Here is a 22,367-nt window from a genome sequence, read left to right on the forward strand (position 1 = left end):
AGCTGCCCGGCCAGCACGGCGGCGACGGCGCCGCCGCCCGCGGCGAGGGCGAGCAGCAGGTGCTCGCTGCCCGCACGGGGATGGCCGAGAGCGCGGGCCAGCTCCAGGGCCCGGCCCAGCGTGCGGCGCAGCTCGGGGTGGTCGCCTCGGAACATCAGCCCTCCTGGACACGGTGGTGTTTGCGGTGGACGGTCTGCTTGGTGACGCCGAGCCGCAGGGCGATGTCCCGCCAGGACCAGCCCGCCCGGCGCGCCGCCGCCACGTGCTCGGCCTCCAGCTGCTCCACCAGCCGGCGCAGGCGGGCCACGGCGCGCAGCGCCGCGTCCGGGTCGGCGCCGTGCACGGCCTGTTCGAGATCGGCGTTCACGGACACACCGTCAACATATGCTGACGATGGCGCGGCGTCAACACATGCTGACGACCGTGACCCCCGCCCGGGCTGCCGTCCGAAATGTGCCGTCGCTCGGTCATCCATTTATGCATGCATTGTGCATGCTATGATGCATGTATGGGAATCATGCAGATCCGGGACGTTCCCGAGGAGACCGAGCGCACGCTGAAGGCGCGGGCCGAGCGCGAGGGCAAGTCGCTGACGGCGTACGTGCGCGACCTGCTGAACGAGGAGGCGGCAACTCCGACGCTGGACGAGGTGATGGCCAAGATCGCCACCGACGAGCCGGTGCCGTACGATCCCGACTTCGTCCGCGAGACCCTGCGCGAGGGCCGCCGGTGAGCCTGGTCGTCGACGCCTCGATCGTCTTCCGTCTGCTGGCCAACGTGAAGGGCGACGACCTGCTCCGGCAGCGGCTGGCCCGCCGGCTGCACGCTCCGGCGCTGATCGATGTCGAGATCGCGTCGGTGGTGCGCGGGCATGTGATCACCAGCAAGCCGGAGGTGCGCATCTCCGAGGAGCGTGCCCGTGTAATGCTGGAGCGCTACGCCCAGCTCAAGATCACGCGCCATCCCATGCTGCCTCTGCAGCGGCGGGTGCTGGAACTGCGGAACAACCTCACCGCCTACGACGCCATGTACGTGGCCCTCGCCGAGCTGCTGGGCGTGCCGCTGCTCACCGACGACGCCAAGTTCGCCGGTTCGACCGGCCACCGGGCGGAGATCCACCGCTACCCGCCTCCGCCGGTGTAGACCTCCCGCGATGTCCCGCCGACGGCGTCGCCCCCGGCCGGGGAGCGGACGGCGTGTGGGCTCCGAACCCGGACGCCGTCGTTCCTCCGGTGATAGGCCGGGGACGCCCGGACGATGTCGCCGATGATCAGGCGGTGATCCCGGCCGCGCGCAGGCGGCGGCTCACCGCCTCCCAGGTGGGATCGATCGGTTCGGCGCGGTGCGATCCGACCGTGAGGTCCTTGAAGCCGCTGGAGGTCGAGACGCAGACCACCGGCCCGTCGACGGCGCCGTGGCGTCGCAGTCCGGCCAGGCCCGCGGCGGCGGACAGCTCTGCCCACACGCCCTGGCGGGACAGCTCGGCCTGGGCCGCGGCCATCTCCTCGTCGCTCACCGGCAGGGCCTCACCGCCGCTCTCCGGGATCGCCACCAGGCCGCGGTGCCCGCCGACGGAGCAGGCGAGACCGAGGCGCCGCAGCTCGGCGAAGCCCTTCCAGACGCCGAAGAGCAGTTCGCCGTAGCCGGTGGGGGTGAACACGGCCGCCGGGACGCCGATCTCGGTGAAGATCTCGTAGGCGATGGTCTTGTAGCCCTCGGGCCCGAAGGCGTGCCCGGTGTGCGTGACCGTGAGGTTGCTGACGGGGTGGTAGCCCAGCCGGTCGGTGATCTGCCGCATCAGCGGCCACCGCGACTCCTGCGGCAGGGGCAGCACCACCGCGCCGTAGGAGTCCACGAACGACCGGACGGCCGGGGGCGCGTCCGGCGAGGTCAGCACGATGCAGCGCAGCCCCGCCCGGGCGGCGAAGGCCGCCGCGGACGCGCCGTGGTTGCCGGAGGAGGCCACCACCACTCCCGGAGCGTCCATCCGCACCGCGGCGCTGACCGTGCACCGGTTCAGCCGGTCCTTGTGGCTCCACGTGGGGTTGCGGGACTCGTCCTTGAGGTAGGCACCGTCGCCGATCTCGATCAGCGGGGTCCCGCCCTCGCCCAAGGTGGGGGCGTCCAGCGGCGGCAGCAGGGGCGTCCACCGGTCCAGTCCGGCGCTCCGCGCGGGCTCCCCGGCGAACAGGCCGTCCGGCACCTCGTCGTGGGCGTAGTCGACCTCGACCGGATAGGCGATCTCGGCCGTGCTGGTGCGCGGGCACCCGGTGGTCATTGGCGGCCACAGCGGATACGTGATCGCCGGGTCCCCCAGGGAGCGCTGGCCGGTCGCGAGCGAGTCTCCCGCCGCGGCCGGTGGCGTGCCGCCGGGCGAGGGCGCGGCATGCGGCTCAGCGCGGTCAGGACGGCCCGCCAGGGTTATGGAACCACCTCCGAGGGAACGGCGACGGGCTACGATACCGGCCTGCTCAGCCGTACCTCCTCCTCCGCGTATCCCAGCGCCCGGTAGAAGCCCCGGGCACGGGCGTTGGCGGCGCCGGTCTCCAGGGTGACGCGCGCCAGACCGCGGTCACGCGCCCAGGACTCGGCCGCGCCGGCCAGGGCACGCCCGACACCCGTGCCCTCCGCCTCGGCGGAGACGACGAGCTCGCCGATGTAGGCGTCCACCTGGCCGGTGAAGTGCCGGCGGGCGGACACGGTGACGAAACCGGCGACGCGGCCCTCGCGGACCGCCACGAACACCCCGTGACCGTCGCCGCCGGCCTGCTCCAGGGAACCGGTGACCCAGCCGCGTACGGCGTCGGCCACGGCATCGGCGTCCCGCCAGGCCGCGACCCCCTCGGTCAGGCGCGGCGCCAGTGCGACGACGGCGTCGCGGTCCTCGTCCCGATAGGGCCGGATCACGACAGGAGACTGCCCACTGCTCATGATCGACAGTCTGGCACCGGGCCCCCGCGTGAAAAAACAGCCGGCGGCCTCATGGATACCGGCGCCGACGCCGCCGTCTGAATCCGTGACCGGCCCGGTGGGGGAGATCCGTCGCCGTGAACGCCGCCCGAAGCCCGGGAGCGGGTTCCCGGCCGGGATTCCCCCCCGTGCCCGGACCCGTTCTGGCCGGAAAGCCTGCGCGCAGCCGCCCCTTCCCGGCATGCTGGTGGAGCCGGCGAGTCACCGGCCGCCGTCCGGCGGACCGGCGTCCGGCGTGGTCCCGTTCCGCCGGCGCCGCACCTGAGCCCGGCACCCCCGACCAGCCGAACCACAGGAGAGAGATGCCCAAGAGCCGTCTCCGAAAGGCCGCCGCCGACAAGGCCCGCCGTCGCCGGGCCGCCGCGCATCCTCCCATCGAGCGGCACGAGTTCACGCAGGCGCCGTGGCGGGTGTGGCAGGAGCTGCGGGAGCGGCACCCGGACGAGTCGCAGTTCGCCGACGTCGTGTCCGCGCTGCCCTACCAGATGACGACCGGCGGGCGGTCAACCGTGGTGGTGTCGCTGCGGCAGGTCGCCACCGGGAACGGCGTGCCGGTCGCCGACGCCGTCGCCGGGCTGCTCGCCCTGGAAGAGCTCGGTGCGCTGACGTGGGACCCGCGGACGCAGACGGCGCACCTGGATCCGGCGGAGGGGCCCGCGCTGGAGTGCGGGCACCGGCCCGCGGACGTGGACCCCGACGGCTGCGCCGTCTGCCGGGCGGCGCTCGACCGGCTGACCCCCGGGACCCTTACCTAGGGGCGGACCCGCGGCGTCCGCCGCCTCGGCCGCGGACCGCGTCCGGCCGGGCGGACGCGGCGGGGCCGAGGCGGCGGCCCGCAGGCACTCAGCCCATGTGCGGGTAGCGGTGGTCGACCGGCGGGACGAAGGTCTCCTTGATCGTGCGGGCGTTCACCCAGCGGATCAGGTTGAAGATCGATCCGGCCTTGTCGTTGGTGCCGGAGGAGCGGGCGCCGCCGAAGGGCTGCTGGCCGACGACCGCGCCGGTGGGCTTGTCGTTGACGTAGAAGTTGCCCGCCGCGAAGCGCAGCTTCTCCGAGGCGGCGGTGATCGCGTAGCGGTCCCGGGCCATGAGCGAGCCGGTCAGCGCGTACGGCGAGGCGCTCTCCATCTGGTCCAGCACCGAGTCGAAGTCGGCGTCGTCGTAGACGTGCACGCCGAGGATCGGCCCGAAGTACTCCTTGACGAAGATCTCGTCGGTCGGGTCGGCGCACTCCAGGACCGTCGGCTTCACGAAGTAGCCGGTCGAGTCGTCGTAGGAGCCGGTCAGCACGTCGATCGAGTCGAGCGAGCGCGCCCGGTCGATCGCCGCCCTGTGCTTGGCGAAGGCGCGGGCGTCGATGACCGCGCCCATGAACGCCGACAGGTCGGCGGCCACGTCGCCCACCGTGAGCGACTCGGCGGTGGCGACGAGGTCGTCGCGGATCGCCGTCCAGATCGAGCGCGGCACGTAGGCGCGGGAGGCGGCCGAGCACTTCTGCCCCTGGTACTCGAAGGCGCCCCGGACCAGCGCGGTGAGCAGGACGGCGGGGTCGGCCGAGGGGTGGGCCAGGATGAAGTCCTTGCCGCCGGTCTCGCCGACCAGGCGGGGGTAGCTCCGGTAGGAGGCGATGTTCGCCCCGACCGTGGACCACAGGTGCTGGAAGGTCGCGGTGGAGCCGGTGAAGTGGATGCCCGCCAGCTCCGGGTGGGCCAGCGCGACCTCCGAGACGGCCTGCCCGTTGCCGGTCACCAGGTTGATGACGCCCGGCGGGAGCCCGGCCTCCTCCAGCAGCCGCATGGTGAAGTGCGCGGCGAACTGCTGGGTGGGGGAGGGCTTCCAGACCACCACGTTGCCCATCAGCGCGGCCGAGGTGGGCAGGTTGCCGGCGATGGCGGTGAAGTTGAACGGCGTGATCGCCAGGACGAAGCCCTCCAGCGGGCGGTACTCCATGCGGTTCCACACGCCCGGGGAGGAGGCCGGCTGCTCGGTGTGGAGCTGCCGGGCGTAGGCCACGTTGAACCGGAGGAAGTCGATCAGCTCGCAGGCCGAGTCGATCTCCGCCTGCTGCGCGGACTTGGACTGGCCGAGGACGGTGGCGCCGTTGAGCGTCTGCCGCCACGGGCCCGCCAGCAGCTCGGCGGCGCGCAGGAAGACCGCCGCCCGCTCGTCGAACGGCGTCGCCCGCCAGGCGGGGGCCGCGGCCAGCGCGGCGTCGATCGCGGCCCGCACGTCGGCGGCGGTGGCCTCGGCCGTGCGGCCCAGCACGGCGGCGTGGGCGTGCGGCTGCACCACGTCGATCGGGGCGCCGCCGGCCATGCGCCGCTCGCCGCCGATCGTCATGGTCAGCTCGGGCTGGGCGGCGGCCAGCTCCTTGATGCGCTCGGCGAGCGCGGTCCGCTCGGCGCTGCCGGGCGCGTAGCCGTACACCGGCTCGTTGGCGGGGACGGGGACGGTGGAGATGGCGTCCATTGCTACTTTCCTCCCAGGGCACGCAGAAAGAAGGCGATGTTGGCGGGGCGTTCGGCGAGCCGGCGCATGAAGTAGCCGTACCAGTCGTCGCCGTAGGGCACGTAGACCCGGACGGTGTGCCCGGCGCCGGCCAGGGCCTGCTGCTTGTCGGCGCGGATGCCGTACAGCATCTGGTACTCGTAGTCGCCGCGGGAGCGGCGGAAGCGGTCGGCGAGGGTCTCGGTGATCGAGATCATCCGGTCGTCGTGCGTGGCGACCATGGGATAGCCGCGGCCCGACATGAGGATGCGCAGGCACCGCACGTAGGCCTTGTCGACGTCGGCCTTCCTGCGGTGCGCGACCGAGGCGGGCTCGGCGTAGGCGCCCTTGACCAGGCGGACCCGGGAGCCGGCGCCCGACAGGTCGCGGCAGTCGCCCTCGCTGCGCTGCAGGGCGGCCTGGATCGCGACCCCGGTGCCGGGGAAGTCCTCGCGCAGCGCCCGCAGCACGCCGAGCGTGGAGTCGACCGTGGTGTGGTCCTCCATGTCGAGGGTCACGCCCGCCCCCGCGGCGCGTGCGGCCTCGCAGATCCGCCGGGCGTTCTCCAGGGCGATCTTGTGGCCGTCGGCGCCGAGCGCCTGCCCCACCGCGGAGAGCTTCACCGACACCTCGGCCCGGTCGCCGAGGTCCAGTTCGCGCAGCGCGCCGAGCAGGACGGCGTAGGCCCGCGCCGTGGCCGCGGCGGCCCCGGCGTCCAGGGTCTCCTCGCCCAGATGGTCGACGGTGACGGTCAGGCCCGCATCGGTCAGCCGGCGGATGGCGCCGACCGCGTCGTGGACGGTCTCGCCCGCGACGAAGCGGTCGACGACCTTGCGGGTCAGCGGGATGCCGGAGACGGCCTGCCGTACGAACGGCAGCCGCGATCCGGCGAGGAGCAGTGAACCGAGCATGTCTTCCAGCCTAAAACCCCAGCTCAGGCCGGTCGAATGTGCAACTGCCACGATCGCCGGCCACGTGTTTCATACAGATGTACGACAATGGCGGGGTGCTTCAGGAGACCGTCGACGAGATCGCCGCCCGGCTGGGCGCCGCCGCCACGCTGGAGGACCGCTCGCTGAAGCTGCTGGCCTACGCCGCGCAGAGCGGCGACATCGACACCGTGCGCCAGGAGTCCATCCTCCGCCGCCGCGCCTCCGACGAGGTCCGCGCCTACTTCGAGGGGTACGGCATCGCGACGGCGCGCGGCCCGGTCCGCATCCCCGCCGACGCCGAGCTGGGGGTGCTCGCCCGGGTCTGCGTCCCACTGCGGCACCACGAGGTGACCTACGGCTACCTGTGGCTGCTCGACGACGGCACGCTCACCGACGAGCGGATCGCCTCCGTGGCGGGACTGGTCGGGCAGGCGGCCCGCACGCTCGCCCAGGAGGCCCGCAGCCGCCGGGACCTGGGCGCGCACCTGCGCGAGCTGTTCTCGGCGAACGCGCAGGAGCGCGCCCAGGCGCTGGCGGCGCTGGAGTGGACCGGCCCGGCCGGCCCGGTGGCGGCGGTGGCCGTGCGCGGCGCGGCCGACCGGGTCGCCGCCCTCTGGACGCTCCCGCGCGACGTGCTCGCCGACCCCGGCCACCCGGGCCCGGGCGGGCCGCTGGCCGCGCTGCTCGTCCCCGCCGCCCAGGCGCGGGAGACGGCCGCCCGGGTCTGCGCCATGTACGGCACCGCGGCCGGGATCGGGGACGCGCGCGGTGAGCGGGAGCAGGCCTGGCGGAGCTGGGGGGAGGCGGTCGACGCGCTCCGGGTCGCCGAGCGGGTGCCGGGCCTCGCCCCGGTCGCGGCCTGGTCCCGCCTGGGCGTCTACCGGACGCTGGTCCGCCTGGCCCCGGCGGAGCTGCGCGCGCTGGCCGGGGAGACCGCGCCCCTGGCGGCCGACCCCGAGCTGGCCAGGAGCGTGGAGGGCTACCTCGACCGGGCCGGGCACGTGCAGGAGGCGGCCGCGGCGCTCGGCGTGCACCGTCAGACGCTCTACTACCGGCTGGGCAAGGCGGGGCGGCTCACCGGCCGGGACCTGGCCGACGGCGAGGACCGGCTCCTGGTCCACCTCTCCCTCAAGGCCGCCCGGCTGCTGCGGCCCTGAGCGCGGCCGCGCGGGTCCGGGAGCCGTACGGGTCCGGGAGCGGGCCCGGGATCAGCCGTCCAGGCGGCGGAGCAGGTGCCGGCGGGCGGCGGCGTCACCGGGGCCGCCGCGCTCGGCGAGCCGGTCGGCGACGTGCCGCCGGTGGGCCTCGTCGACGTTGCCGCCGTACTTGAACTTGCCGTCGACCTTCTGGACCGTCAGCCGCAGGCCCAGGATCCCGGACAGGCGCCGGGCGTGCTCGGCGGGGTCGGCCAGCGCGCCCCCGGGTTCCAGATCGGCGATCTGCGCCCGCAGGATCTCGAGCTTGCCGTCGGCGTCGGTGACGACCTCGGCGTGGCAGAGGAGCTGGACCGCGGCGTAGTAGGTGGTGGGCACGCCGAGGCGGGGGTCGCCCTCGCCGGGCAGGACCTTCCACGCCCCCTCGACGTAGGACCAGTCGCCCGCGACGGACAGCAGCACGGCCGGGTTCTCCTCGATCGCGCGCCAGACCGGGTTCGGGCGGGCCAGGTGGAGCAGGACCGTGTGGTCGTCGGCGAGCAGGAACTGGGTCGGCACCACGACCGGGACGTCGCGGTCCCGGCCCGCCGCGATGAGGTGGCCGAACTGGTTCGACCGGACGAACTCCAGCGCCTCGCCGGCGGCGGCGGCGTCCCATGGATGGATCATCATGCGGTCAACCGTATACCCATTCAAGATCTTCCAACAAACAGCCCGGCCCGGCGGACGGTTCCGCCGGACCGGGCTGCGGGATGGTCCGTCAGGCGGCGGAGGGCTCCGGCGTGCGCGCCCGGGCCGGCAGCACGTCCCCGTAGACCCGGGCGAGCTCCTGGCTGATCCGCTCCCACGAGTAGCGGGAGCGCACGCGGTCGGCCCCGGCGAAGCCCAGCGCCGTCCGGCGGGTGGGATCGGCGAGCAGCTCGCGGACGCATCGGGCGGTCTGGGCGGGACGGTCCGGCGCGACCAGCAGGCCGGTCACCCCGTCCACCACGGAGTCGGTGTGCGCGCCCACCGCGGAGGCGACGACCGGCACGCCGCAGGCCATGGCCTCCAGCGCGACGACGCCCGCCGGCGCCTCGCGGGGCAGCGAGACGACGACGTCGGCGCTGCGGATCAGCTTCGGCACCGAGGAGTGCGGGACCTGGCCGAGCAGGGTGACCCGGTCCTCCACGCCGAGCTCCTTGGCCAGCATCATCGCCCGGTGCGCGTCGGCGTCGTGCTCCAGGTCCGCCGCGGCCGGGCCGCCGGCGACGAGCAGCTCCGCGTCCGGGAGCCCCTCCAGGGCCCGGATGGCCGTCCGCACCCCCTTGCTCTCGGAGATCGGCCCCAGGTGCAGCAGCCGGGGGCGGGAGCCGCGCGAGGCGGCCGGCCCCTGCCGGTGGAACTTCTCGACGTCGACTCCGCAGGGCACCACGGCGATGGCCCGGCGCGGCACGCCCATCCGGATCAACTCCGCCTCCTCGCCCCCGCAGCCGGCGACCACCGCGGCGGCCCGGCGGCTGATCGCGCGCTGCAGCCGGGCCTTCCGCGCGTCACCGCCGCCGCCGTGGACGGAGCTCAGCACGACGGGCAGCTCGAGACCGTCCGCCCCCGCGATGGCGGCCAGGCCGGCGGTCCAGGAGCAGGCGTGGACGACGTCCGGCCGGTCCTGGCCCCAGCGGCTCATCAGCCGCCCGCCGAAGTCGGCCAGGTGGGACAGCACCTCGTCCTCGGACAGGTCACGGGCCGGACCGGAGGACAGGTGCTCCATGGTGACACCGTGGGCCACCCGGACACGCGCCCTGCCGGAGTCGGAGGCCCGGCGCGTGTAAACGGTGACCTTGTGCTCCTTGCCGAGCTCCCGGGCGATGGCCAGCATCTGGGCCCGCTGGGCCGAGAGGTCGGAGTGGTCCTGGGAGGCGGACAGAGCGTCAGAGAAGACAAATGCAATGTTCACGGCACACCTCTGGGAGGAGACAGGCATGGAAAGCCAGAGATCCTTCAGGGGGTGCCTGCGTCTTAGGCACTCATCTGTATGAGAAAAACCATACCCCGATCACGCTCGACGGCAAACCTCGTATTTCCGGCATCCGGCGGGCGGCGTCCCGGCGGGCGCGCCCGCCGGGACACGGGAGACGGCCTACACCACGCGCAGCGCGAGGATCACGATCTCGTCCCAGACCCGCCCGCCGGAGAAGGCGTGCCGGTCCTCCTCCACGGTCTTGACCACGGCCGCCGGAGACTGCGAGACGCACCGGGCCAGCACGTCGGCCAGCCGGATCTCGCCGTACGCCTCTCCCGCCTCGTTGCGGGAGGCCACCAGCCCGTCGGAGTAGAACAGCAGCGTCTGGCCGCTGGCCAGCGTCAGCTCCTCGTCGAACGTCTCCCCCTCGGGGGAGATGCCCAGCGGGACCCCGCCCCCGGCGCTGAAGCGCACCGTGCCGTCGGGCCGCAGCAGCGCCGCGGGATGATGGCCCGCGCTGGCCAGCCGGATCCGCCGGCCCTTGACGAACCCGGCCAGCGCCATCACGAACATGCCGCTGTGCTGCACGGTCAGCGCCTGGTTGAGCTTGCGCAGCGCCTGACCCGGGTCGGGCTCCCAGACGCTGAGCACGCGCAGCCCGTTGCGGACCAGGGCGCTGACCGCGGCGGCCTCCTCGCCCCGGCCGGCCGCCCCGCCGAGCGCGAACCCCCAGCCGTCCGCGACCGGGAAGACGTCGTAGAACTCGGCGCCGACCGGGCTGGAGCCCGCGTGGTAGATCGCCGCCGCCTCGAAGCCGGGGATGTCGGGCAGGCTGCGCGGCACGACGCTGGTGCGCAGGGCGTCGGCGGCCTCGGACCGGTCCCGGAAGCTGCGCCGCGCCCGCAGGGCGAGCCCCACGTGCACGCCGATCTCCTGCATCAGGCCGAGGTCGGCCAGGGTGAACGGCTCGCGGTCGCGCAGCCGGACGAGCGTCAGGGCGCCCGCGGGGCCGTCCTCGCCGCCGATCGGCACGCACATCACCGAGGCGGCGCCCATCACCCGCAGCAGCGGCGGCCGCCCGTCGCCGGCGCCGCCCAGCAGCGCCTCGTCCTCCACCATCTCGTGCACGACCCCGGAGCCGCCGGTCAGCACGTGCGCGACCAGCGGCGCGGTCAGCGGGTTCAGCCCCTCGACCAGGCGGATCAGGTCGCTCACCGGCCGGTCGGACGGCCCGAACACGCACGCCCGCCGGGGCGAGCCGTCCTGGACCACGTCGGCGATCACCCAGTCGGCGGCCTCGGCCGCCAGCAGCCGCGCGGCCCGGGTCACCGTCACCGGCTGGCGCAGGCTCTCCTCGTCCAGCAGCAGCCGGCTCATCCGGGACAGCAGCTCCTGGCGGTGCGCGGCGGCCAGGATCAGCGCGGCGTCCGAGCGGTCGGCCGGCCCCGCCGGAGCCTCGGGGACCTGGGCCTCCAGCGGGAGGATCACGACCCCCGTCATCGCGTGCGGCTCACCGGGCATCGTCAGCCGCACCAGGGCCAGCTGCACGGTGTGCGCGCGGCCCTGGTGCGCCAGCCGGGTCTGGAAGGTCGCCGTCTGCCCGCTCTGCTGCACCGCGGTCAGGTGCGAGCGGAACGCGGCCCGCCGGGAGACGTCGACGAAGAGCGGGAACGCCCGGCCGATCAGGTAGCCGGCCGGGCTGCCCAGCATGCGGGAGGTCTCCGCGCTGATCCGCCGGATCACCCCCGAGCCGTCCAGCACGGCCACCGGCACCGGGAACGTCTTGAACACCTGCCGCAGCAGCTTCAGCTCCCGCTGCGAGCCGTTCTCCCGCTCGCCCGACCGCCGCGGGGTCCTGCGCAGCTCGCGCAGCGCGGCGTCCAGGAGCTCGCGGGCGGTGTCGAGCTCCGCGAGCGCCGCGTCGAGTGTGGAGCGGGGGTCCGCTGGGTAGCTGGACGTGGCTTCGCGCAGGGACAGGACCCTGGCGGTGAGCGCGTCGAGCGCCTGCTCCAGGGCGGGAAGGCCAATGGCTTCGGTCAAGTTGCTCGTCCTCGTCGACGGCCGGGGTGGGGAACGTCCCGCCGTAGACGGTACGCCACCCCGTGGGTCTTATCGATGCGCGGTCACGAAGGCGCCGGAGGCTCCGATTTCTCCAACGGCTTCGCGGTCGGATAGTGGTTAAGTTATCGAAACAGCGAAGGGACCTCATGCCATGGACATGATCGCCCCCGTTCTCGCCCGGGATCTCGCCTCCCTCGGCAGGGTGAGCGAGGAGACCTCCAGCGAGAGCGTGCTGCGCGGTCTCACCACCACTCTGGCGGGCGGCGTGCCCGGCTGTGCGGGCGGGTCCGCCGAGCTGTGGCTCCGGGAGCGGCTGGTGGTCTCCGCCTCGCACAGCGAGCTCGTCGTGCTCGTCGACGGCGAGAGCGCTCTGGGGGAGGGACCCCTGACCGAGGCCCGCGCCACCGGCGGCCACGTGGCCGTGCAGGACGTGCTCCGCGAGCCCCGCTGGCCGGGCTACACCGCGATGGCCGTCCGGTGCGGCGTGCGCTCGGTCCTGGCGATACCGATCACCGTCGAGCGGGCGGTCCTGGTCCTCGGTCTGTACGGCGTGCGCCCCGGCGTCTTCGCCGCCCGCAACGTCACCCCCCTGGCCGAGATGCTCTCCGAGCAGGTGAACGTGGCCCTGGCCAACATGTGGGACTACGACGAGGTGCGCACCGACGCCGCGCAGATGCAGGAGGCGCTCGCCGGGCGCGCGGTCATCGACCAGGCCAAGGGCATCATCATGAAGTCCAGCGGGTGCACGGCCGAGGAGGCCTTCGACGAGCTGCGCCGGGTCTCCCAGCACCACCAGGTGAAGGTCGCCGACCTGGCCAGGCTCCTGGTCGACGAGCACCAGCGCACCCGGGACCGCCGGGCGGGCCGGAGCGGCTGATCAGCCGGCCCCGCCGAACGCCGCCAGCGCGTCGTCGACCGTGTCGTGGAGCGGGAGCCGCTGGGCCAGTCCGGTGATCCACATCACCTTGGTCTTGGCGTACTCCACCCCGGTCAGGGCGAACCGCCCGCCCGCCTGGGTGCAGATCTGCCACTGGTGCACGATGAGCCCGAGAGCGCGGGAGTCCATGAAGGTGACGCCGCTCAGGTCCAGGATCATCTCCGGGCCGTGCTCGGCCGCCTCCGCCGCCAGGTAGTCGGCGAACTGGTCCCTGGTGGTGGCGTCGAGCAGACCCGTCACCCGGATCACGTTGACCCCGCCGACGGGCGCCGACGTCAAGGTCAGGGCAGCAGATCCATCACCGTTGTTCGACACCGTCACCCGGACTCCTTCTCGCCGCTCGCATAGCAACCTTACTGTTACCTGGCGGGGAGTAATACTCCCGGCATCCGGGGAATACTGGATCCGAGGTCCAGCAGAGGGCCTCGCCTCGAAACGTGGTCGAGGCGATGCCGTCTGCCCGGAGACTGCTCCGCTGGTGTCGGTGCCGCCCGACAGTAATATCAGGGAGCAGCGATGTCTGTTCAGGCACTCGAACTCAACGACATGACCGCCGAGGAGCTCCTCGCGGAGATGGTCTCGCCTGAAATCTCTGAGTACCGCGCCGAGCGCCTGCGTGAGCGCATCGTCGAAATGCACCGCCCGCTGGCCATGGAGATCGCCCGCCGCTACCGCTACCGCGGAGAGCCGCTCGAGGACCTCCTCCAGGCCGCCTACGTGGGACTGATGAAGGCCATCAACGGCTATGACCCGACCCTCGGCCACCCCTTCCGCGGCTACGCCGTCGTCACCATGACCGGCGAGGTGAAGCGGCACTTCCGCGACCGCACCTGGGCCATCCGCGTCCCCCGCGTCTACCAGGAGCGCAGGGCCGAGCTGAACCGGCTGGTGGCCGACCTCAGCCAGGAGTTCGGCCGCGCCCCCACCGTCGCCGAGCTCGCCGAGAAGATGAAGATCAGCGAGGAGGACGTCCTGCTCACCCTGGACGCCTCCGCCGCCTACAGCGCGCTCTCCCTCGACGCGCCGCTCGGCGCCGACGACGACGCCGCGGCCCTGGGCGACGTCATCCCCGACGAGGACGACACCCTGTCGGTCCTGGTGGACCGGGAGGCCGTCAAGCCCCTGATCGACAAGCTGCCGCCCAGGGAGAAGAACATCCTCCTCCTCCGCTTCTTCGGCAACATGACCCAGGCCGAGATCGCGTCGGAATTCGGCATCTCCCAGATGCACGTCTCCCGCATTCTGCGTAAGGTGCTGGACCAGTTGCGCGCCGAGCTTCTCGCCGAGGCCTGAATATGACCCTCGTTACGGGGCAGCTCAGTCGGCGGGGACCGAGGTGGCATAGAGTGCGATCCGATGGGTTCCGGGTGTCCGTGATCACGGCGCCGCGGAGCAGGGGAGGCGGTTCACGGGTGAACGAGGACGGTGTTCGTCCGGCTCGCTCTCTGGCGGGCGACGACCGGCTTCCGCCTTCCCCCGTGTCCCCCGCCGCAGGCCCCCCTTCCCCCGACGGCACCTCGCCCCCCGCCGCCCCTCCCCGCACGGGCCCGGCCGAGCTCGCGTTCTGCCTCCCCGACCTCCCGGCGGTGCGCGAGTTCGCCGCCGTCCACGCACGACGCGGCGGGCTGGCGGAGGAACGCCTGCCCGACTTCCTCGTCGCCGTGAACGAGGTGGCCACCAACGCCGTCACCCACGGGCACGCCAGCGCCAAGGCGCTGCTGCGGATGTGGACCGCGGACGGCGCCCTCGTCGTGGAGATCCGCGACGAGGGCCGGTGGGCGCCCGAGGCCGTCCCGGGCCAGACCCCTCCCGGGCCCTACGCCACCAGCGGCATGGGGCTCTGGGTGGCCCGGATGGTCAGCTCCGGCATCGACTTCCGGACCGGCCCGGGCGGGACCACCGTCACCATGACGTTCACGATCTGAACCCCTTTTCCCGGGTAGGGGCAGGGCCATGAGCCAGATTCCCCGCATCCTGATCGTCGGCGGCGGTTACGTCGGCATGTACACCGCCCTGCGACTGCAGCGCAGGCTCCGCCGCGGAGAGGCCCGCGTCACCCTCGTCGACTCCGACTCCTACATGACCTACCAGCCGTTCCTTCCGGAGGCGGCGGCGGGCAACATCGAGCCCCGGCACGTCGTCGTCCCGCTCCGCGCGGTCCTGAACAGGTGCGAGGTCGTCAACGGCTGGGCGGTCGGCGTCGACCTGCGGGCCCGGACCGTGGAGGTGCGGCCCGGCCAGGGGCCGCCGCGCACCCTCGGCTACGACTTCCTGGTCTTCGCGCCCGGCTCCGTCTCGCGCCTGCTGCCCATCCCGGGCGTGGCGGAGTGCGGCATCGGGTTCAAGACCGTGGAGGAGGCCATCCACCTGCGCAACCACGTCCTGGCCCAGCTCGACGTGGCCGCCTCCACCGACGATCCGGCGGTCCGCTCCAGAGCGCTGACCTTCGTCTTCGTCGGTGGAGGCTACGCTGGCGTCGAGGCCCTGGCCGAGCTGGAGGACATGGCCCGCGACGCCTGCCGCTACTTCCCGGACATCCACCCCGGTGACATGCGCTGGGTCCTGGTCGAGGCCACCGGCCGGATCCTGCCCGAGGTCGGCCCGGAGATGGGCCGCTGGACGCTGGAGCAGCTCCGGGCCCGCGGCATCGACGTCCGTCTCGACAGCCGCGTCACGTCCGCCGAGGACCGCCGGATCGCCCTCGACGACGGCAGCGTCTTCGACTCCTCCACCCTGGTGTGGACCGCCGGGGTCAAACCCCATCCACTGGTCGCGGCCAGCGGCCTGCCCCTGGACGAGCGGGGCCGGGTCAGGGCGACCGCCGAGCTGACCGTGGAGGGGAACCCCAACGTCTTCACCGCCGGCGACTGCGCCGCCGTGCCGGACCTCACCAAGCCCGGGCAGACGTGCGCGCCCAACGCGCAGCACGCCGTACGGCAGGCCCGCAGACTGGCCGACAACCTGGTGGCCACGCTCCGCGGCAGCGAGCGCAGGGCCTACCGGCACGCCTACGCGGGCTCGGTGGCCAGCCTGGGGCTGCACAAGGGCGTGGCCCAGCTCTACGGCCGCAAGGTGCGCGGCTTCCCCGCCTGGTTCATGCACCGCACCTACCACCTGTCCCGGGTGCCGACGCTGAACCGGAAGGTCCGGGTGCTGGTCGACTGGACGCTCGCCCTGTTCTTCCCCCGGGAGATCACCTCGCTCGGCGCGCTGGCCCACCCCCGGGAGGAGTTCGAGTTCGCGGCCCGGCCCGAGGCCCGCATCCCGGCCGAGCGCCGGTGAGCCCGGCGGGCCCGCGCCCCGGCGCGGGCCCGCCGGGTGCGGACGCCCGTGCTCATCTCCTGCGGCGCCAGCCTCCGCCCCGCCACCCGGCCGTGCCGAACCCGGCCTGGTGCAGAGCGAGGAGGAGCAGCCCCAGAAGGAGGAAGGTCGTGCCGGTGATGCCCGCGCCCAGGCTGGCACCGAGCAGGTCGAGCAGGAGGCCGAGGCCGAACACGACGGCGGCGGCGATCGCGAGCATCGGTCACTCCCTTCCCGCCGGCGTGCTTCCGGAAGGCGCGCCCACCGAGGCCGCGTTCCCGGAAGGCGTGTCCGCCGAGGCCGCGTTCCCGGAAGGCGCGCCCACGGAGGCCGCATTCAGGGAAGGACTCCCGGAACGCGGTTCCGCGGCGGGCGCCCCGCCGGAGGACGCGCCCGGGGAGGCCCCGTTCCCGGCGGGCACGGCGGCCAACTCCAGCAACTGCTCCAGCACCGACCGGTAGTCGCGCAGCGCCGTACGGAGCCGCTCGGTGTCGTCGTCCCGCCCGTCCCGCCACCTGCTCCGCAGGTCGGAGGTACGGGACTCCAGCGCGGCGCGGATCGCCTCCGTCATCTCGCCCAGGAGCGAGTCGGCGCGCTCCACCGCCCCGCGCGGGTCGTCCACGAAGCCCACCTGGACCTGCTGCCAGCGCCGCCGCACGTCCTCGGGGTCCGCGTCGAGCAGCGAGAGCCGGGCGGGGGAGCGCGCTCCGGCGGCGGGAACCGTACCGCCCGAGGCCGGAGCCGGGGTGGTCACCCGGCCGCCGTCCGCAAGGTGCTCACCGGCGCGCGGCGCGGCGGCGTCCGCCTCCCCGCCCGCACGCCGCCCGGCGCCGGTCCGCTCGGCGGAGTCGGAGTGGCCTGGATCGGAGTGGCCCGGACCCGTGTGCGCGGGGTCCGGGACCGCGGCGGACCCGGACCCCGGGCGGTCGGCGTCGGTCTGCGCCGGTCCCGTGTCGGCCAGGTCGCCGGGGCGCCCGGCGGGCGCGTCGTCATGGGAGACAGGATCGGAGGGCCCGGCGTGCCCGGCACGCTGCCGGGGAGGCGCCATCGGCCCGGTGTCGCCGAGCCCGTCCCCGCGGCCGTCACGGCCGTCGGGGGCGCTGCGGCCGTCACGGCCCGGGCGGACCGAGTGGACCAGGCGGTCGGCGGGGGGTCCGGACGCCGGGCGCTCCGGATCTCGGTCGGGTCGGTCGTTCACACGAATCACCGTCCTTGGGGGGTCACGGGGGGTCACGGGGGGTCACGGGGGGTCGGGGGGACCCCGGCCGTGTCCGGGGATCGCGGCTGCGCGCTCCTCCACCGGGCCGCCGGCCGGGCCTGGAGCGGACCGTTCAGCCGGCCCGCTCGACGCCGGTCCGCGTCTCGTCGCGGACCTGCCCGGGGCGCGGCTGCGCCTGCCGGGGGGAACCGTTCTGACCGGAGGGCCGCAGAGCGCCGTCGCCGCCGGAGGACTCCGGAGCCTCCAGCAGCTCCTTGAACAGGGCGCGGTAGTGCACCATGGCCTGCCGGAGCTCCTCGGTGGAGGCGGACTGGCGGGCGGCGCGGCTGCTGATCTCGTGCGCCTTGCGGTAGTGGTCGAGAGTGCGGCCGTGGGCCACGGACAGGTCGGCGATCCGCTGCTCGAAGTCCTCGGTCGGATAGCCCCGGTCGGCCATCACCGAGGTCACCAGGTGGTCGGCCTCGGTGACCGCGAACCCGGGCGCGTCCACGAAGCGCTCCTGGACCTCCAGCCACTTCCTGGCGTAGGCCTGGCGCGCCTCGGCGCCGAGCGGACGGATGTCGAGCGAGTCGACCCGCTGCTGGCGGGCCATCAGCTCCTGCTCCGCCGCGCGCCGGCTCTCGTGCTCGCGGACGGTGCGGTCGTACTCGGGGCCGAACCGGTCGCGGAGCCGGTGCCGGCGTCGCTGCCGCAGTACGGCGTAGCCGACTGCGATGATCGCCACCACCGCGGCCACGACGACGGCCACCCAGATCAGGCTCTCGGTGGACATGTTGCGCCTCCGGTCGGTTGTCTCAGCGGTTGCTGCCCGAGTGCGCTGCCCCGGGGAACCGCCTCGAAACCGTTGCGGTCACCGAGGTGTCACTCTTCGGAGGGGTCCGGTGCGAGGGTGCCGCAGGCCTCGGCGAGGACCCTTTCGACGAGCCACTCCCCGGAGACGGCCGGCACCTCGCGGAACCCGTGCTCCGGGTCGTAGGCGACGTCCAGGCCGGACGAGACCAGCCGCTCGGCCCAGCGGAGCGCGGTGTTGAGCTTCTCCTGCGGGATCGCGCGCCCCTGGGCGACCGCTGACAGATTGCGCAGGTTCGTCGCCGGGCCGGACTGCGAGTGCGCGCGGTTCAGCTTCCACGGGATCGCCCGGGAGTGGTCGAGCATCGGCTTCGACAGCCCCGCGGCCCGTTTGGCCTGCAGGATCCCGGACTCGCTCACCCCGAACCGGGCGGCCAGCTCCGCGTTCGAGAGCCCCTGCCCGGCCAGCCGCCGCAGCTCCTCCTGGTCGATCAGCGCCTTGCGCCCCACGCGCACCCACCCTTCAAGATGATCAAAGTCGCCCGGCGGCCGCCTCGGCGTGCACATCCTCTCCCGATCTGCGCTAAGGTTATGACGTCCGCCCGAGAGGGACGGCCCACAAGGGCCGAAGGACAAACCGGGACGTAGCGCAGCTTGGTAGCGCACTTGACTGGGGGTCAAGGGGTCGCAGGTTCAAATCCTGTCGTCCCGACAGATCGGAAAGGTCTGTTGGATGGGTCGAAAGCCCAGACCAGCAGACCTTTTTCGTATTTCCCTCAGGGAGGGCGCGGCGTCGGCCACGACACTTGTTCCCGTCCGACAGGCCTCCTGGGTCACCGGTCCTGCGACCCGAGGGCGCCGACCAGGTCGGCGGCGTCGAGCAGCCGGACCTCGGCCGGATCCAGCGGCCCGGGACGGAGCGCGTACACCTGCGCCCCGTCCGCCGGGGTGAGGCCGCCGCCGTCGGCGAGCGCGGCGAACCCCGCCGCACCGGGCACGGTCCCGGATGCCGTCCCGGACATCCCGCCGGATGCGGTGCCGGGCACCGGACCGGGGGTCCCACCGGGTACGGCCGGGCCGTGGTCCGGTGCGGTGAGCGCCGTGAGGCGGGCGGCGAACGCGCCGATCTCCTCGGTCGCGCCGCGCACGTAGCGGCCGACGCCCCCGTCGCGGTGCCGTACGAGCACCTCCGGCGCGCGGGCCGCGGCGTGCCAGCAGGCGACCTCCCACAGGGTGACGTGCTCGCCGAGACCGAACACGTCCTCCAGCGCCGAGCCGAGCCGCGCGAGCCGCCCCTGGTAGCCGTCGACGTTGTGGAAGGCCCTGAACGCGGACAGGTTGAGGTCGGCCCAGCGCATCGTGCGCGACCACAGGTCCGCCACGAGCGGCACCAGGATCTTGGCGGGGCCGGACAGGTCGAAGCGCTGCCGTACGGCGAGCGGGTCGAAGACGGTCCCCCCGGAGCCGGAGGCGTCCATGAACCCGGCGAAGCCGCGGACGAGCCGGTCGAACGGCACGTCGTTGAAGCTGAAGACGATCGGCACCGCGTAGCGTCCGCCGAGCGCGTGCAGCCGGGAGACGTGCAGGTCGACGAATTCCGAGGCGCCCAGCGGCTCGGGGGCGGAGGTCAGGTCGCCGGAGTGCACGGCGGCGCCGTCGCCGATCCGCAGGTGGGTGTAGTCGCACAGGTCGACGAAGCGCCAGCGCGTGTCGAAGAGCGCCACCGACAGGTCCAGGTCCACCCGCTCCTCCTCGGGCTGGGCCCAGTGCAGGAACAGCCGGATCCGGTCACCGGACGGGAGCGGCCGGACGCTGCCGCGCGGCAGCCGTACCAGGGCGGAGGAGGCCGAGCGCTCCGCGGCCGGCGCGGTCAGGTCGGCGAGCTCCTCGTCCAGCACCGCCAGCTCCACCGGCGGCAGCGCCGAGGCCCGGCGCAGCATCTCGGCGGTGATCACCGCGGAGAGTGCGGCGGCCGTGTCCGGCGGGACCGGGGGGAGGGCGTCGGGTTGGGTCCAGATCCGGGCCGATCCGCCGCGGGGCATGAACATGGGGGTGCCGCCGGGCGGGGTGCGGAGCCGGCCGAGCGCGGAGATCAGCACACCGGGGGAGACCGCGGGCGCGGCCCGGGTCAGGGCGGCGGCCAGGTCCGAGGCGGCACCGGCGCCGGAGGGCGTGTGCCCGGCCTGGCTCAAGGCGGCGGGGGTGCCGGAGGGCGTGTGCCCGGTCTGAGTCGAGGCGGAGGGGCCGGCGGCGGAGGCGCTGGAGGACGCGGGGGCGGAACGGGCCAGGTGCGCGAGCCGCCGGGTCAGTTCGCCGGGCCGCCGGACGAGCAGGTCCAGTGCGCGACTGTGGTCGCCGTCGCGCAGCGCCGCCTCGACCTGCCCCGCGAACGTCAGCGGGCGCAGCCGTACCCCGTCGAAGCGGAGCGCGCCGGGATGGGCCGCGGCGCGTTCCAGCAGCTCCTCGGCGAAGGGCGTGCCGGTGTCCAGCCGGGTGCCGCGCAGTACGGCGAAGGCGAGCGCCGCGTCCGGGTACCGCCTGTACCGCTCGAAGGGATGCAGCACCTCGGCCATGTGCTTCCACGCCTCAGGGTGGCGGTGCAGGTCGTCGAGCACCCGCGACAGGGACATCCGGTCGAGCCGGGACAGCAGTGCCTGCCGGAGCGGCCGGGGCGGGGACGAGCGGCGGGGCGGGCGTACGCGCAGGCCGGCGTCGCCGCCCATCAGCAGGTGCAGCAGGCGCAGCACGTCGGTGGCGCTGTCGGTGTGCCGGTCCAGCAGGCCGGGCAGCTCCTCCGGCGTGCCGCGGCGGACGGCCGTGGCGAGGACGGCGGCGCGGGTCTCGCGGACCGGGATGCGCTCGGGCAGCCAGCCCGCGGAGTCCGGCCAGAAGTCCCCGGTCAGATCGATGACCGCGGTGAGGTCCTCGGGACGGAGCGGGGTCTGGCGGGTCAGCAGGGTCTGGAGCAGGTCGCGGGCGCTGCCGGCCGGATCGTCGCAGAGCGAGAGCAGGACGGGGCGTGCCGGGATCGCCCTGTCGCGAGCGGCGGACTCGGCGACCGGATCGTCGGCGGGCCGCAGGAACGGGTCGTCAGGGTCGATGCGGCGGTGGCAGATCGGGCAGGCGCTGAAGTCCGCACCGTCCCAGCACGTGCGGCAGACCAGGTGCGCGCAGGGGGAGACGGGATGGACGGCGCCGGTCCCGCCGCACAGCACGCACGGCTGCGCGGGTTCCTGGAGGAGAAGGGCGAACACGCGCCGCACGTAGAACTCGGCGGTGTCGGCCGGGACGCTCTCCGGGAAGTTCCGGAACAGCGGCACGTGGCCGACGTGGCCGCCGCGCTCGGCGAGGATCGCCTGCACCAGGTGGCGGCCCGCGTTGGCGAGCCCGGTCTCGTCCAGCTCACCCAGGCGGTGGCGGAGCGGGGCGGAGAGCAGGTGGCCGAGATGGAGGAGGTCGGCCTCCAGCGCGATCAGGCCGCCGGCCGTGCCGGGCCTGACCGTGACGCCTCCCGCACCGGTCCGCTTCTTCTTCCGCGGCCGGCGGTCGTACGGCGCCGTCCCGGTGAGCGGGGGCACCGGTGCTCCGGCGAGCAGGCCGGGGGCGACGAGGTGCTGCCGGAGCAGTATGCGTGAGAGCCGGTCCACCATCTCCCCCTCCGTACTCTCCCGCGCAGGAGTACTCTCCCGCGCAGGAAGAACCGAGGAGGGGCGGAGAGCGGAGGCGCTACGGATCGTTTCGAAGACGAGAGAAGGAAGCACGTCCAGGAGCCGCCCCTCGACGTGTGACTGTAGCGGGCATATGGGAGGTTTGTCGCTCCGATTCGTCGGTCAACGGTTCCTCGGTGGGCGTCCCGCCGGTGACCGGCGGGACGGTGTGGGCTGCCGGGCCGCACGGCGGTGCCCGTCGGCCGGTGGGAGGCGTACGGTGATCTGCCGGGCGCGGGACCATACGGGGGAGGAGGAGCGCGATGGCTTCCGGGAACGGCCTCGTGGGCGCCGTGTGGATCGTGGACATCGACGGCACGCTCGCCCTGCGGGGTGAGCGTGGCCCCTACGACTGGCGCCGCGTCGGGGAGGACCTGCCGAACCCGCCCGTCGTGGCGATCGTCCGGGCACTCGTCCTCGCCGGCCACACGGTCGCGTACGTGTCCGGGCGGCCCGAGCGGACCCGCCGTACCACCGAGCGCTGGCTGCGGGCCCATGTCGGGTACCTCGACCGGGCCGAAGGGCTCTGGCTGCGGCCGGACGGCGACCGCCGCCCCGACACCGTCTGGAAGGCCGAGGTCTACCGGGAGCACTTCGCCGGCCGGGAGGTCGCCGCGGTGATCGAGGACCGGGCGCGGGTCGTGGCGATGTGGCGCTCCCTCGGGCTCACCGTGGTCCAGGTCGCGGAGGGGGACTACTGACGGCCTGCGGCCCGTTCTCCCGGGCGGGGCCGGTCGCAGGCGGGGATGCACCATGGAAAGCGAATCGGCTTGAAACAAAACGATAAATGGTGAACCAAGTACACGCTTTACAGGGAGCGATGGATGCCCTAGGTTGTTGGCCGGTGGAGGTCTTTCTGGGGAGAGACG

General features: G+C 73.8%; 23 protein-coding genes, 1 tRNA gene and 1 pseudogene. 10 read left to right on the forward strand and 15 right to left on the reverse strand.

Going from position 1 to position 22,367, the window contains the following annotated elements:
* Window positions 1-17: 17 nt before the first annotated feature.
* Window positions 18-155, reverse strand: a pseudogene (locus tag ACFOWE_RS17300) (Clp protease N-terminal domain-containing protein); the annotation flags it as partial.
* The gene (locus ACFOWE_RS17305; RefSeq protein ID WP_377288871.1) at window positions 155-373 is read right to left on the reverse strand and encodes a helix-turn-helix domain-containing protein; all 219 of its coding nucleotides are present in this window, start codon (window positions 371-373) and stop codon (window positions 155-157) included. The pseudogene ACFOWE_RS17300 and the gene ACFOWE_RS17305, both read right to left, overlap by 1 nt.
* A 135-nt stretch (window positions 374-508) precedes the next feature.
* Between ACFOWE_RS17305 and ACFOWE_RS17310 the strand changes: the two genes are divergently transcribed.
* Window positions 509-733 (forward strand): FitA-like ribbon-helix-helix domain-containing protein, encoded by a 225-nt coding sequence (locus ACFOWE_RS17310; RefSeq protein WP_377288873.1) that lies wholly within the window; start codon window positions 509-511, stop codon window positions 731-733.
* The gene (locus ACFOWE_RS17315; RefSeq protein ID WP_377288875.1) at window positions 730-1,143 is read left to right on the forward strand and encodes a type II toxin-antitoxin system VapC family toxin; all 414 of its coding nucleotides are present in this window, start codon (window positions 730-732) and stop codon (window positions 1,141-1,143) included. The genes ACFOWE_RS17310 and ACFOWE_RS17315 overlap by 4 nt, the downstream gene beginning before the upstream one ends.
* A 127-nt stretch (window positions 1,144-1,270) precedes the next feature.
* On the opposite strand, the gene ACFOWE_RS17320 is transcribed toward ACFOWE_RS17315, so the two are convergent.
* Complete coding sequence (locus tag ACFOWE_RS17320; protein ID WP_377288877.1) at window positions 1,271-2,278, reverse strand: threonine synthase; 1,008 nt, start codon at window positions 2,276-2,278, stop codon at window positions 1,271-1,273.
* A 176-nt stretch (window positions 2,279-2,454) separates the two neighbouring features.
* Window positions 2,455-2,931, reverse strand: coding sequence for a GNAT family N-acetyltransferase (locus tag ACFOWE_RS17325; RefSeq protein WP_377288879.1), 477 nt, complete (start codon window positions 2,929-2,931; stop codon window positions 2,455-2,457).
* 341 nt (window positions 2,932-3,272) lie between these two features.
* Here ACFOWE_RS17325 and ACFOWE_RS17330 point away from each other — a divergent pair, with 341 nt between their 5' ends.
* The gene (locus ACFOWE_RS17330) at window positions 3,273-3,725 is read left to right on the forward strand and encodes a hypothetical protein (protein ID WP_377288881.1); all 453 of its coding nucleotides are present in this window, start codon (window positions 3,273-3,275) and stop codon (window positions 3,723-3,725) included.
* 88 nt (window positions 3,726-3,813) lie between these two features.
* Here the strand turns inward: ACFOWE_RS17330 and pruA are convergent, their stop codons facing one another.
* Together pruA and ACFOWE_RS17340 are read right to left on the reverse strand one after the other, a co-directional pair.
* Entirely contained in the window at window positions 3,814-5,439 is a 1,626-nt protein-coding gene (pruA, locus tag ACFOWE_RS17335; RefSeq protein WP_377288883.1) for an L-glutamate gamma-semialdehyde dehydrogenase, read from the reverse strand.
* Window positions 5,440-5,441: 2 nt separating this feature from the next.
* Window positions 5,442-6,368: a proline dehydrogenase family protein gene (locus tag ACFOWE_RS17340; RefSeq protein ID WP_377288885.1), complete on the reverse strand. Its 927-nt coding sequence runs from the start codon at window positions 6,366-6,368 to the stop codon at window positions 5,442-5,444.
* Window positions 6,369-6,463: 95 nt separating this feature from the next.
* Here ACFOWE_RS17340 and ACFOWE_RS17345 point away from each other — a divergent pair, with 95 nt between their 5' ends.
* Window positions 6,464-7,546 carry a PucR family transcriptional regulator gene (locus ACFOWE_RS17345; RefSeq protein ID WP_377288887.1) on the forward strand — a complete coding sequence of 361 codons (1,083 nt, stop codon included), beginning with the start codon at window positions 6,464-6,466 and terminating at the stop codon, window positions 7,544-7,546.
* A gap of 51 nt (window positions 7,547-7,597) precedes the next feature.
* Here ACFOWE_RS17345 and ACFOWE_RS17350 read toward each other — a convergent pair whose 3' ends face one another.
* The 3 genes from ACFOWE_RS17350 to ACFOWE_RS17360 all read right to left on the reverse strand — a co-directional run bounded on the left by ACFOWE_RS17350 (window position 7,598) and on the right by ACFOWE_RS17360 (window position 11,525).
* Window positions 7,598-8,215 (reverse strand): FMN-binding negative transcriptional regulator, encoded by a 618-nt coding sequence (locus tag ACFOWE_RS17350; protein ID WP_377288889.1) that lies wholly within the window; start codon window positions 8,213-8,215, stop codon window positions 7,598-7,600.
* A gap of 88 nt (window positions 8,216-8,303) precedes the next feature.
* Window positions 8,304-9,479, reverse strand: coding sequence for a glycosyltransferase (locus ACFOWE_RS17355; protein ID WP_377288891.1), 1,176 nt, complete (start codon window positions 9,477-9,479; stop codon window positions 8,304-8,306).
* Window positions 9,480-9,662: 183 nt separating this feature from the next.
* Complete coding sequence (locus tag ACFOWE_RS17360) at window positions 9,663-11,525, reverse strand: SpoIIE family protein phosphatase (protein ID WP_377288893.1); 1,863 nt, start codon at window positions 11,523-11,525, stop codon at window positions 9,663-9,665.
* A gap of 178 nt (window positions 11,526-11,703) precedes the next feature.
* On the opposite strand from ACFOWE_RS17360, the gene ACFOWE_RS17365 reads away from it, so the two are divergent.
* Complete coding sequence (locus ACFOWE_RS17365) at window positions 11,704-12,423, forward strand: ANTAR domain-containing response regulator (protein WP_377288895.1); 720 nt, start codon at window positions 11,704-11,706, stop codon at window positions 12,421-12,423.
* Here ACFOWE_RS17365 and ACFOWE_RS17370 read toward each other — a convergent pair whose 3' ends face one another.
* On the reverse strand, window positions 12,424-12,804 hold the full coding sequence (locus ACFOWE_RS17370) for an STAS domain-containing protein (RefSeq protein ID WP_377288897.1): 381 nt from the start codon (window positions 12,802-12,804) through the stop codon (window positions 12,424-12,426).
* A gap of 195 nt (window positions 12,805-12,999) precedes the next feature.
* On the opposite strand from ACFOWE_RS17370, the gene ACFOWE_RS17375 reads away from it, so the two are divergent.
* The 3 genes from ACFOWE_RS17375 (at window position 13,000) to ACFOWE_RS17385 (ending at window position 15,765) form a co-directional block, all read left to right on the forward strand.
* Window positions 13,000-13,776: a SigB/SigF/SigG family RNA polymerase sigma factor gene (locus tag ACFOWE_RS17375; protein ID WP_377288899.1), complete on the forward strand. Its 777-nt coding sequence runs from the start codon at window positions 13,000-13,002 to the stop codon at window positions 13,774-13,776.
* A 185-nt stretch (window positions 13,777-13,961) separates the two neighbouring features.
* The gene (locus ACFOWE_RS17380; protein WP_377288901.1) at window positions 13,962-14,408 is read left to right on the forward strand and encodes an ATP-binding protein; all 447 of its coding nucleotides are present in this window, start codon (window positions 13,962-13,964) and stop codon (window positions 14,406-14,408) included.
* Between the two features lie 28 nt (window positions 14,409-14,436).
* A complete protein-coding gene (locus ACFOWE_RS17385) occupies window positions 14,437-15,765 on the forward strand; it encodes an NAD(P)/FAD-dependent oxidoreductase (protein ID WP_377288903.1) in 1,329 nt (442 codons plus the stop codon).
* Between the two features lie 52 nt (window positions 15,766-15,817).
* Here the strand turns inward: ACFOWE_RS17385 and ACFOWE_RS17390 are convergent, their stop codons facing one another.
* The 4 genes from ACFOWE_RS17390 to ACFOWE_RS17405 all read right to left on the reverse strand — a co-directional run bounded on the left by ACFOWE_RS17390 (window position 15,818) and on the right by ACFOWE_RS17405 (window position 18,301).
* Window positions 15,818-16,003: a hypothetical protein gene (locus tag ACFOWE_RS17390; RefSeq protein WP_377288905.1), complete on the reverse strand. Its 186-nt coding sequence runs from the start codon at window positions 16,001-16,003 to the stop codon at window positions 15,818-15,820.
* A 3-nt stretch (window positions 16,004-16,006) separates the two neighbouring features.
* On the reverse strand, window positions 16,007-16,981 hold the full coding sequence (locus ACFOWE_RS17395) for a hypothetical protein (protein ID WP_377288907.1): 975 nt from the start codon (window positions 16,979-16,981) through the stop codon (window positions 16,007-16,009).
* A 133-nt stretch (window positions 16,982-17,114) separates the two neighbouring features.
* The gene (locus ACFOWE_RS17400) at window positions 17,115-17,774 is read right to left on the reverse strand and encodes a hypothetical protein (RefSeq protein ID WP_377288909.1); all 660 of its coding nucleotides are present in this window, start codon (window positions 17,772-17,774) and stop codon (window positions 17,115-17,117) included.
* 89 nt (window positions 17,775-17,863) lie between these two features.
* Complete coding sequence (locus ACFOWE_RS17405; RefSeq protein WP_377288911.1) at window positions 17,864-18,301, reverse strand: hypothetical protein; 438 nt, start codon at window positions 18,299-18,301, stop codon at window positions 17,864-17,866.
* Window positions 18,302-18,429: 128 nt separating this feature from the next.
* Between ACFOWE_RS17405 and ACFOWE_RS17410 the strand changes: the two genes are divergently transcribed.
* Window positions 18,430-18,503, forward strand: a tRNA-Pro gene (locus tag ACFOWE_RS17410).
* A 121-nt stretch (window positions 18,504-18,624) separates the two neighbouring features.
* On the opposite strand, the gene ACFOWE_RS17415 is transcribed toward ACFOWE_RS17410, so the two are convergent.
* Window positions 18,625-21,441: an RING finger family 4 domain-containing protein gene (locus ACFOWE_RS17415; protein ID WP_377288913.1), complete on the reverse strand. Its 2,817-nt coding sequence runs from the start codon at window positions 21,439-21,441 to the stop codon at window positions 18,625-18,627.
* 320 nt (window positions 21,442-21,761) lie between these two features.
* On the opposite strand from ACFOWE_RS17415, the gene ACFOWE_RS17420 reads away from it, so the two are divergent.
* Window positions 21,762-22,199 carry a phosphatase domain-containing protein gene (locus ACFOWE_RS17420; RefSeq protein WP_377288915.1) on the forward strand — a complete coding sequence of 146 codons (438 nt, stop codon included), beginning with the start codon at window positions 21,762-21,764 and terminating at the stop codon, window positions 22,197-22,199.
* The last annotated feature ends 168 nt before the right edge of the window (window positions 22,200-22,367 follow it).

Source organism: Planomonospora corallina (genome assembly GCF_042650625.1).
In the GTDB taxonomy this organism is placed as follows: domain Bacteria; phylum Actinomycetota; class Actinomycetes; order Streptosporangiales; family Streptosporangiaceae; genus Planomonospora_B; species Planomonospora_B corallina.

What these genes read in the sequence shown, in the direction of transcription:
- ACFOWE_RS17310 (WP_377288873.1), top strand. Translation starts at nt 509, where the DNA reads ATGGGAATCATGCAGATCCGGGACGTTCCCGAGGAGACCGAGCGCACG.
- ACFOWE_RS17320 (WP_377288877.1), bottom strand. Translation starts at nt 2,278, where the DNA reads ATGACCACCGGGTGCCCGCGCACCAGCACGGCCGAGATCGCCTATCCG.
- ACFOWE_RS17325 (WP_377288879.1), bottom strand. Translation starts at nt 2,931, where the DNA reads ATGAGCAGTGGGCAGTCTCCTGTCGTGATCCGGCCCTATCGGGACGAG.
- ACFOWE_RS17330 (WP_377288881.1), top strand. Translation starts at nt 3,273, where the DNA reads ATGCCCAAGAGCCGTCTCCGAAAGGCCGCCGCCGACAAGGCCCGCCGT.
- pruA (WP_377288883.1), bottom strand. Translation starts at nt 5,439, where the DNA reads ATGGACGCCATCTCCACCGTCCCCGTCCCCGCCAACGAGCCGGTGTAC.
- ACFOWE_RS17340 (WP_377288885.1), bottom strand. Translation starts at nt 6,368, where the DNA reads ATGCTCGGTTCACTGCTCCTCGCCGGATCGCGGCTGCCGTTCGTACGG.
- ACFOWE_RS17350 (WP_377288889.1), bottom strand. Translation starts at nt 8,215, where the DNA reads ATGATGATCCATCCATGGGACGCCGCCGCCGCCGGCGAGGCGCTGGAG.
- ACFOWE_RS17365 (WP_377288895.1), top strand. Translation starts at nt 11,704, where the DNA reads ATGATCGCCCCCGTTCTCGCCCGGGATCTCGCCTCCCTCGGCAGGGTG.
- ACFOWE_RS17375 (WP_377288899.1), top strand. Translation starts at nt 13,000, where the DNA reads ATGTCTGTTCAGGCACTCGAACTCAACGACATGACCGCCGAGGAGCTC.
- ACFOWE_RS17385 (WP_377288903.1), top strand. Translation starts at nt 14,437, where the DNA reads ATGAGCCAGATTCCCCGCATCCTGATCGTCGGCGGCGGTTACGTCGGC.
- ACFOWE_RS17390 (WP_377288905.1), bottom strand. Translation starts at nt 16,003, where the DNA reads ATGCTCGCGATCGCCGCCGCCGTCGTGTTCGGCCTCGGCCTCCTGCTC.
- ACFOWE_RS17400 (WP_377288909.1), bottom strand. Translation starts at nt 17,774, where the DNA reads ATGTCCACCGAGAGCCTGATCTGGGTGGCCGTCGTCGTGGCCGCGGTG.
- ACFOWE_RS17415 (WP_377288913.1), bottom strand. Translation starts at nt 21,441, where the DNA reads ATGGTGGACCGGCTCTCACGCATACTGCTCCGGCAGCACCTCGTCGCC.
- ACFOWE_RS17420 (WP_377288915.1), top strand. Translation starts at nt 21,762, where the DNA reads ATGGCTTCCGGGAACGGCCTCGTGGGCGCCGTGTGGATCGTGGACATC.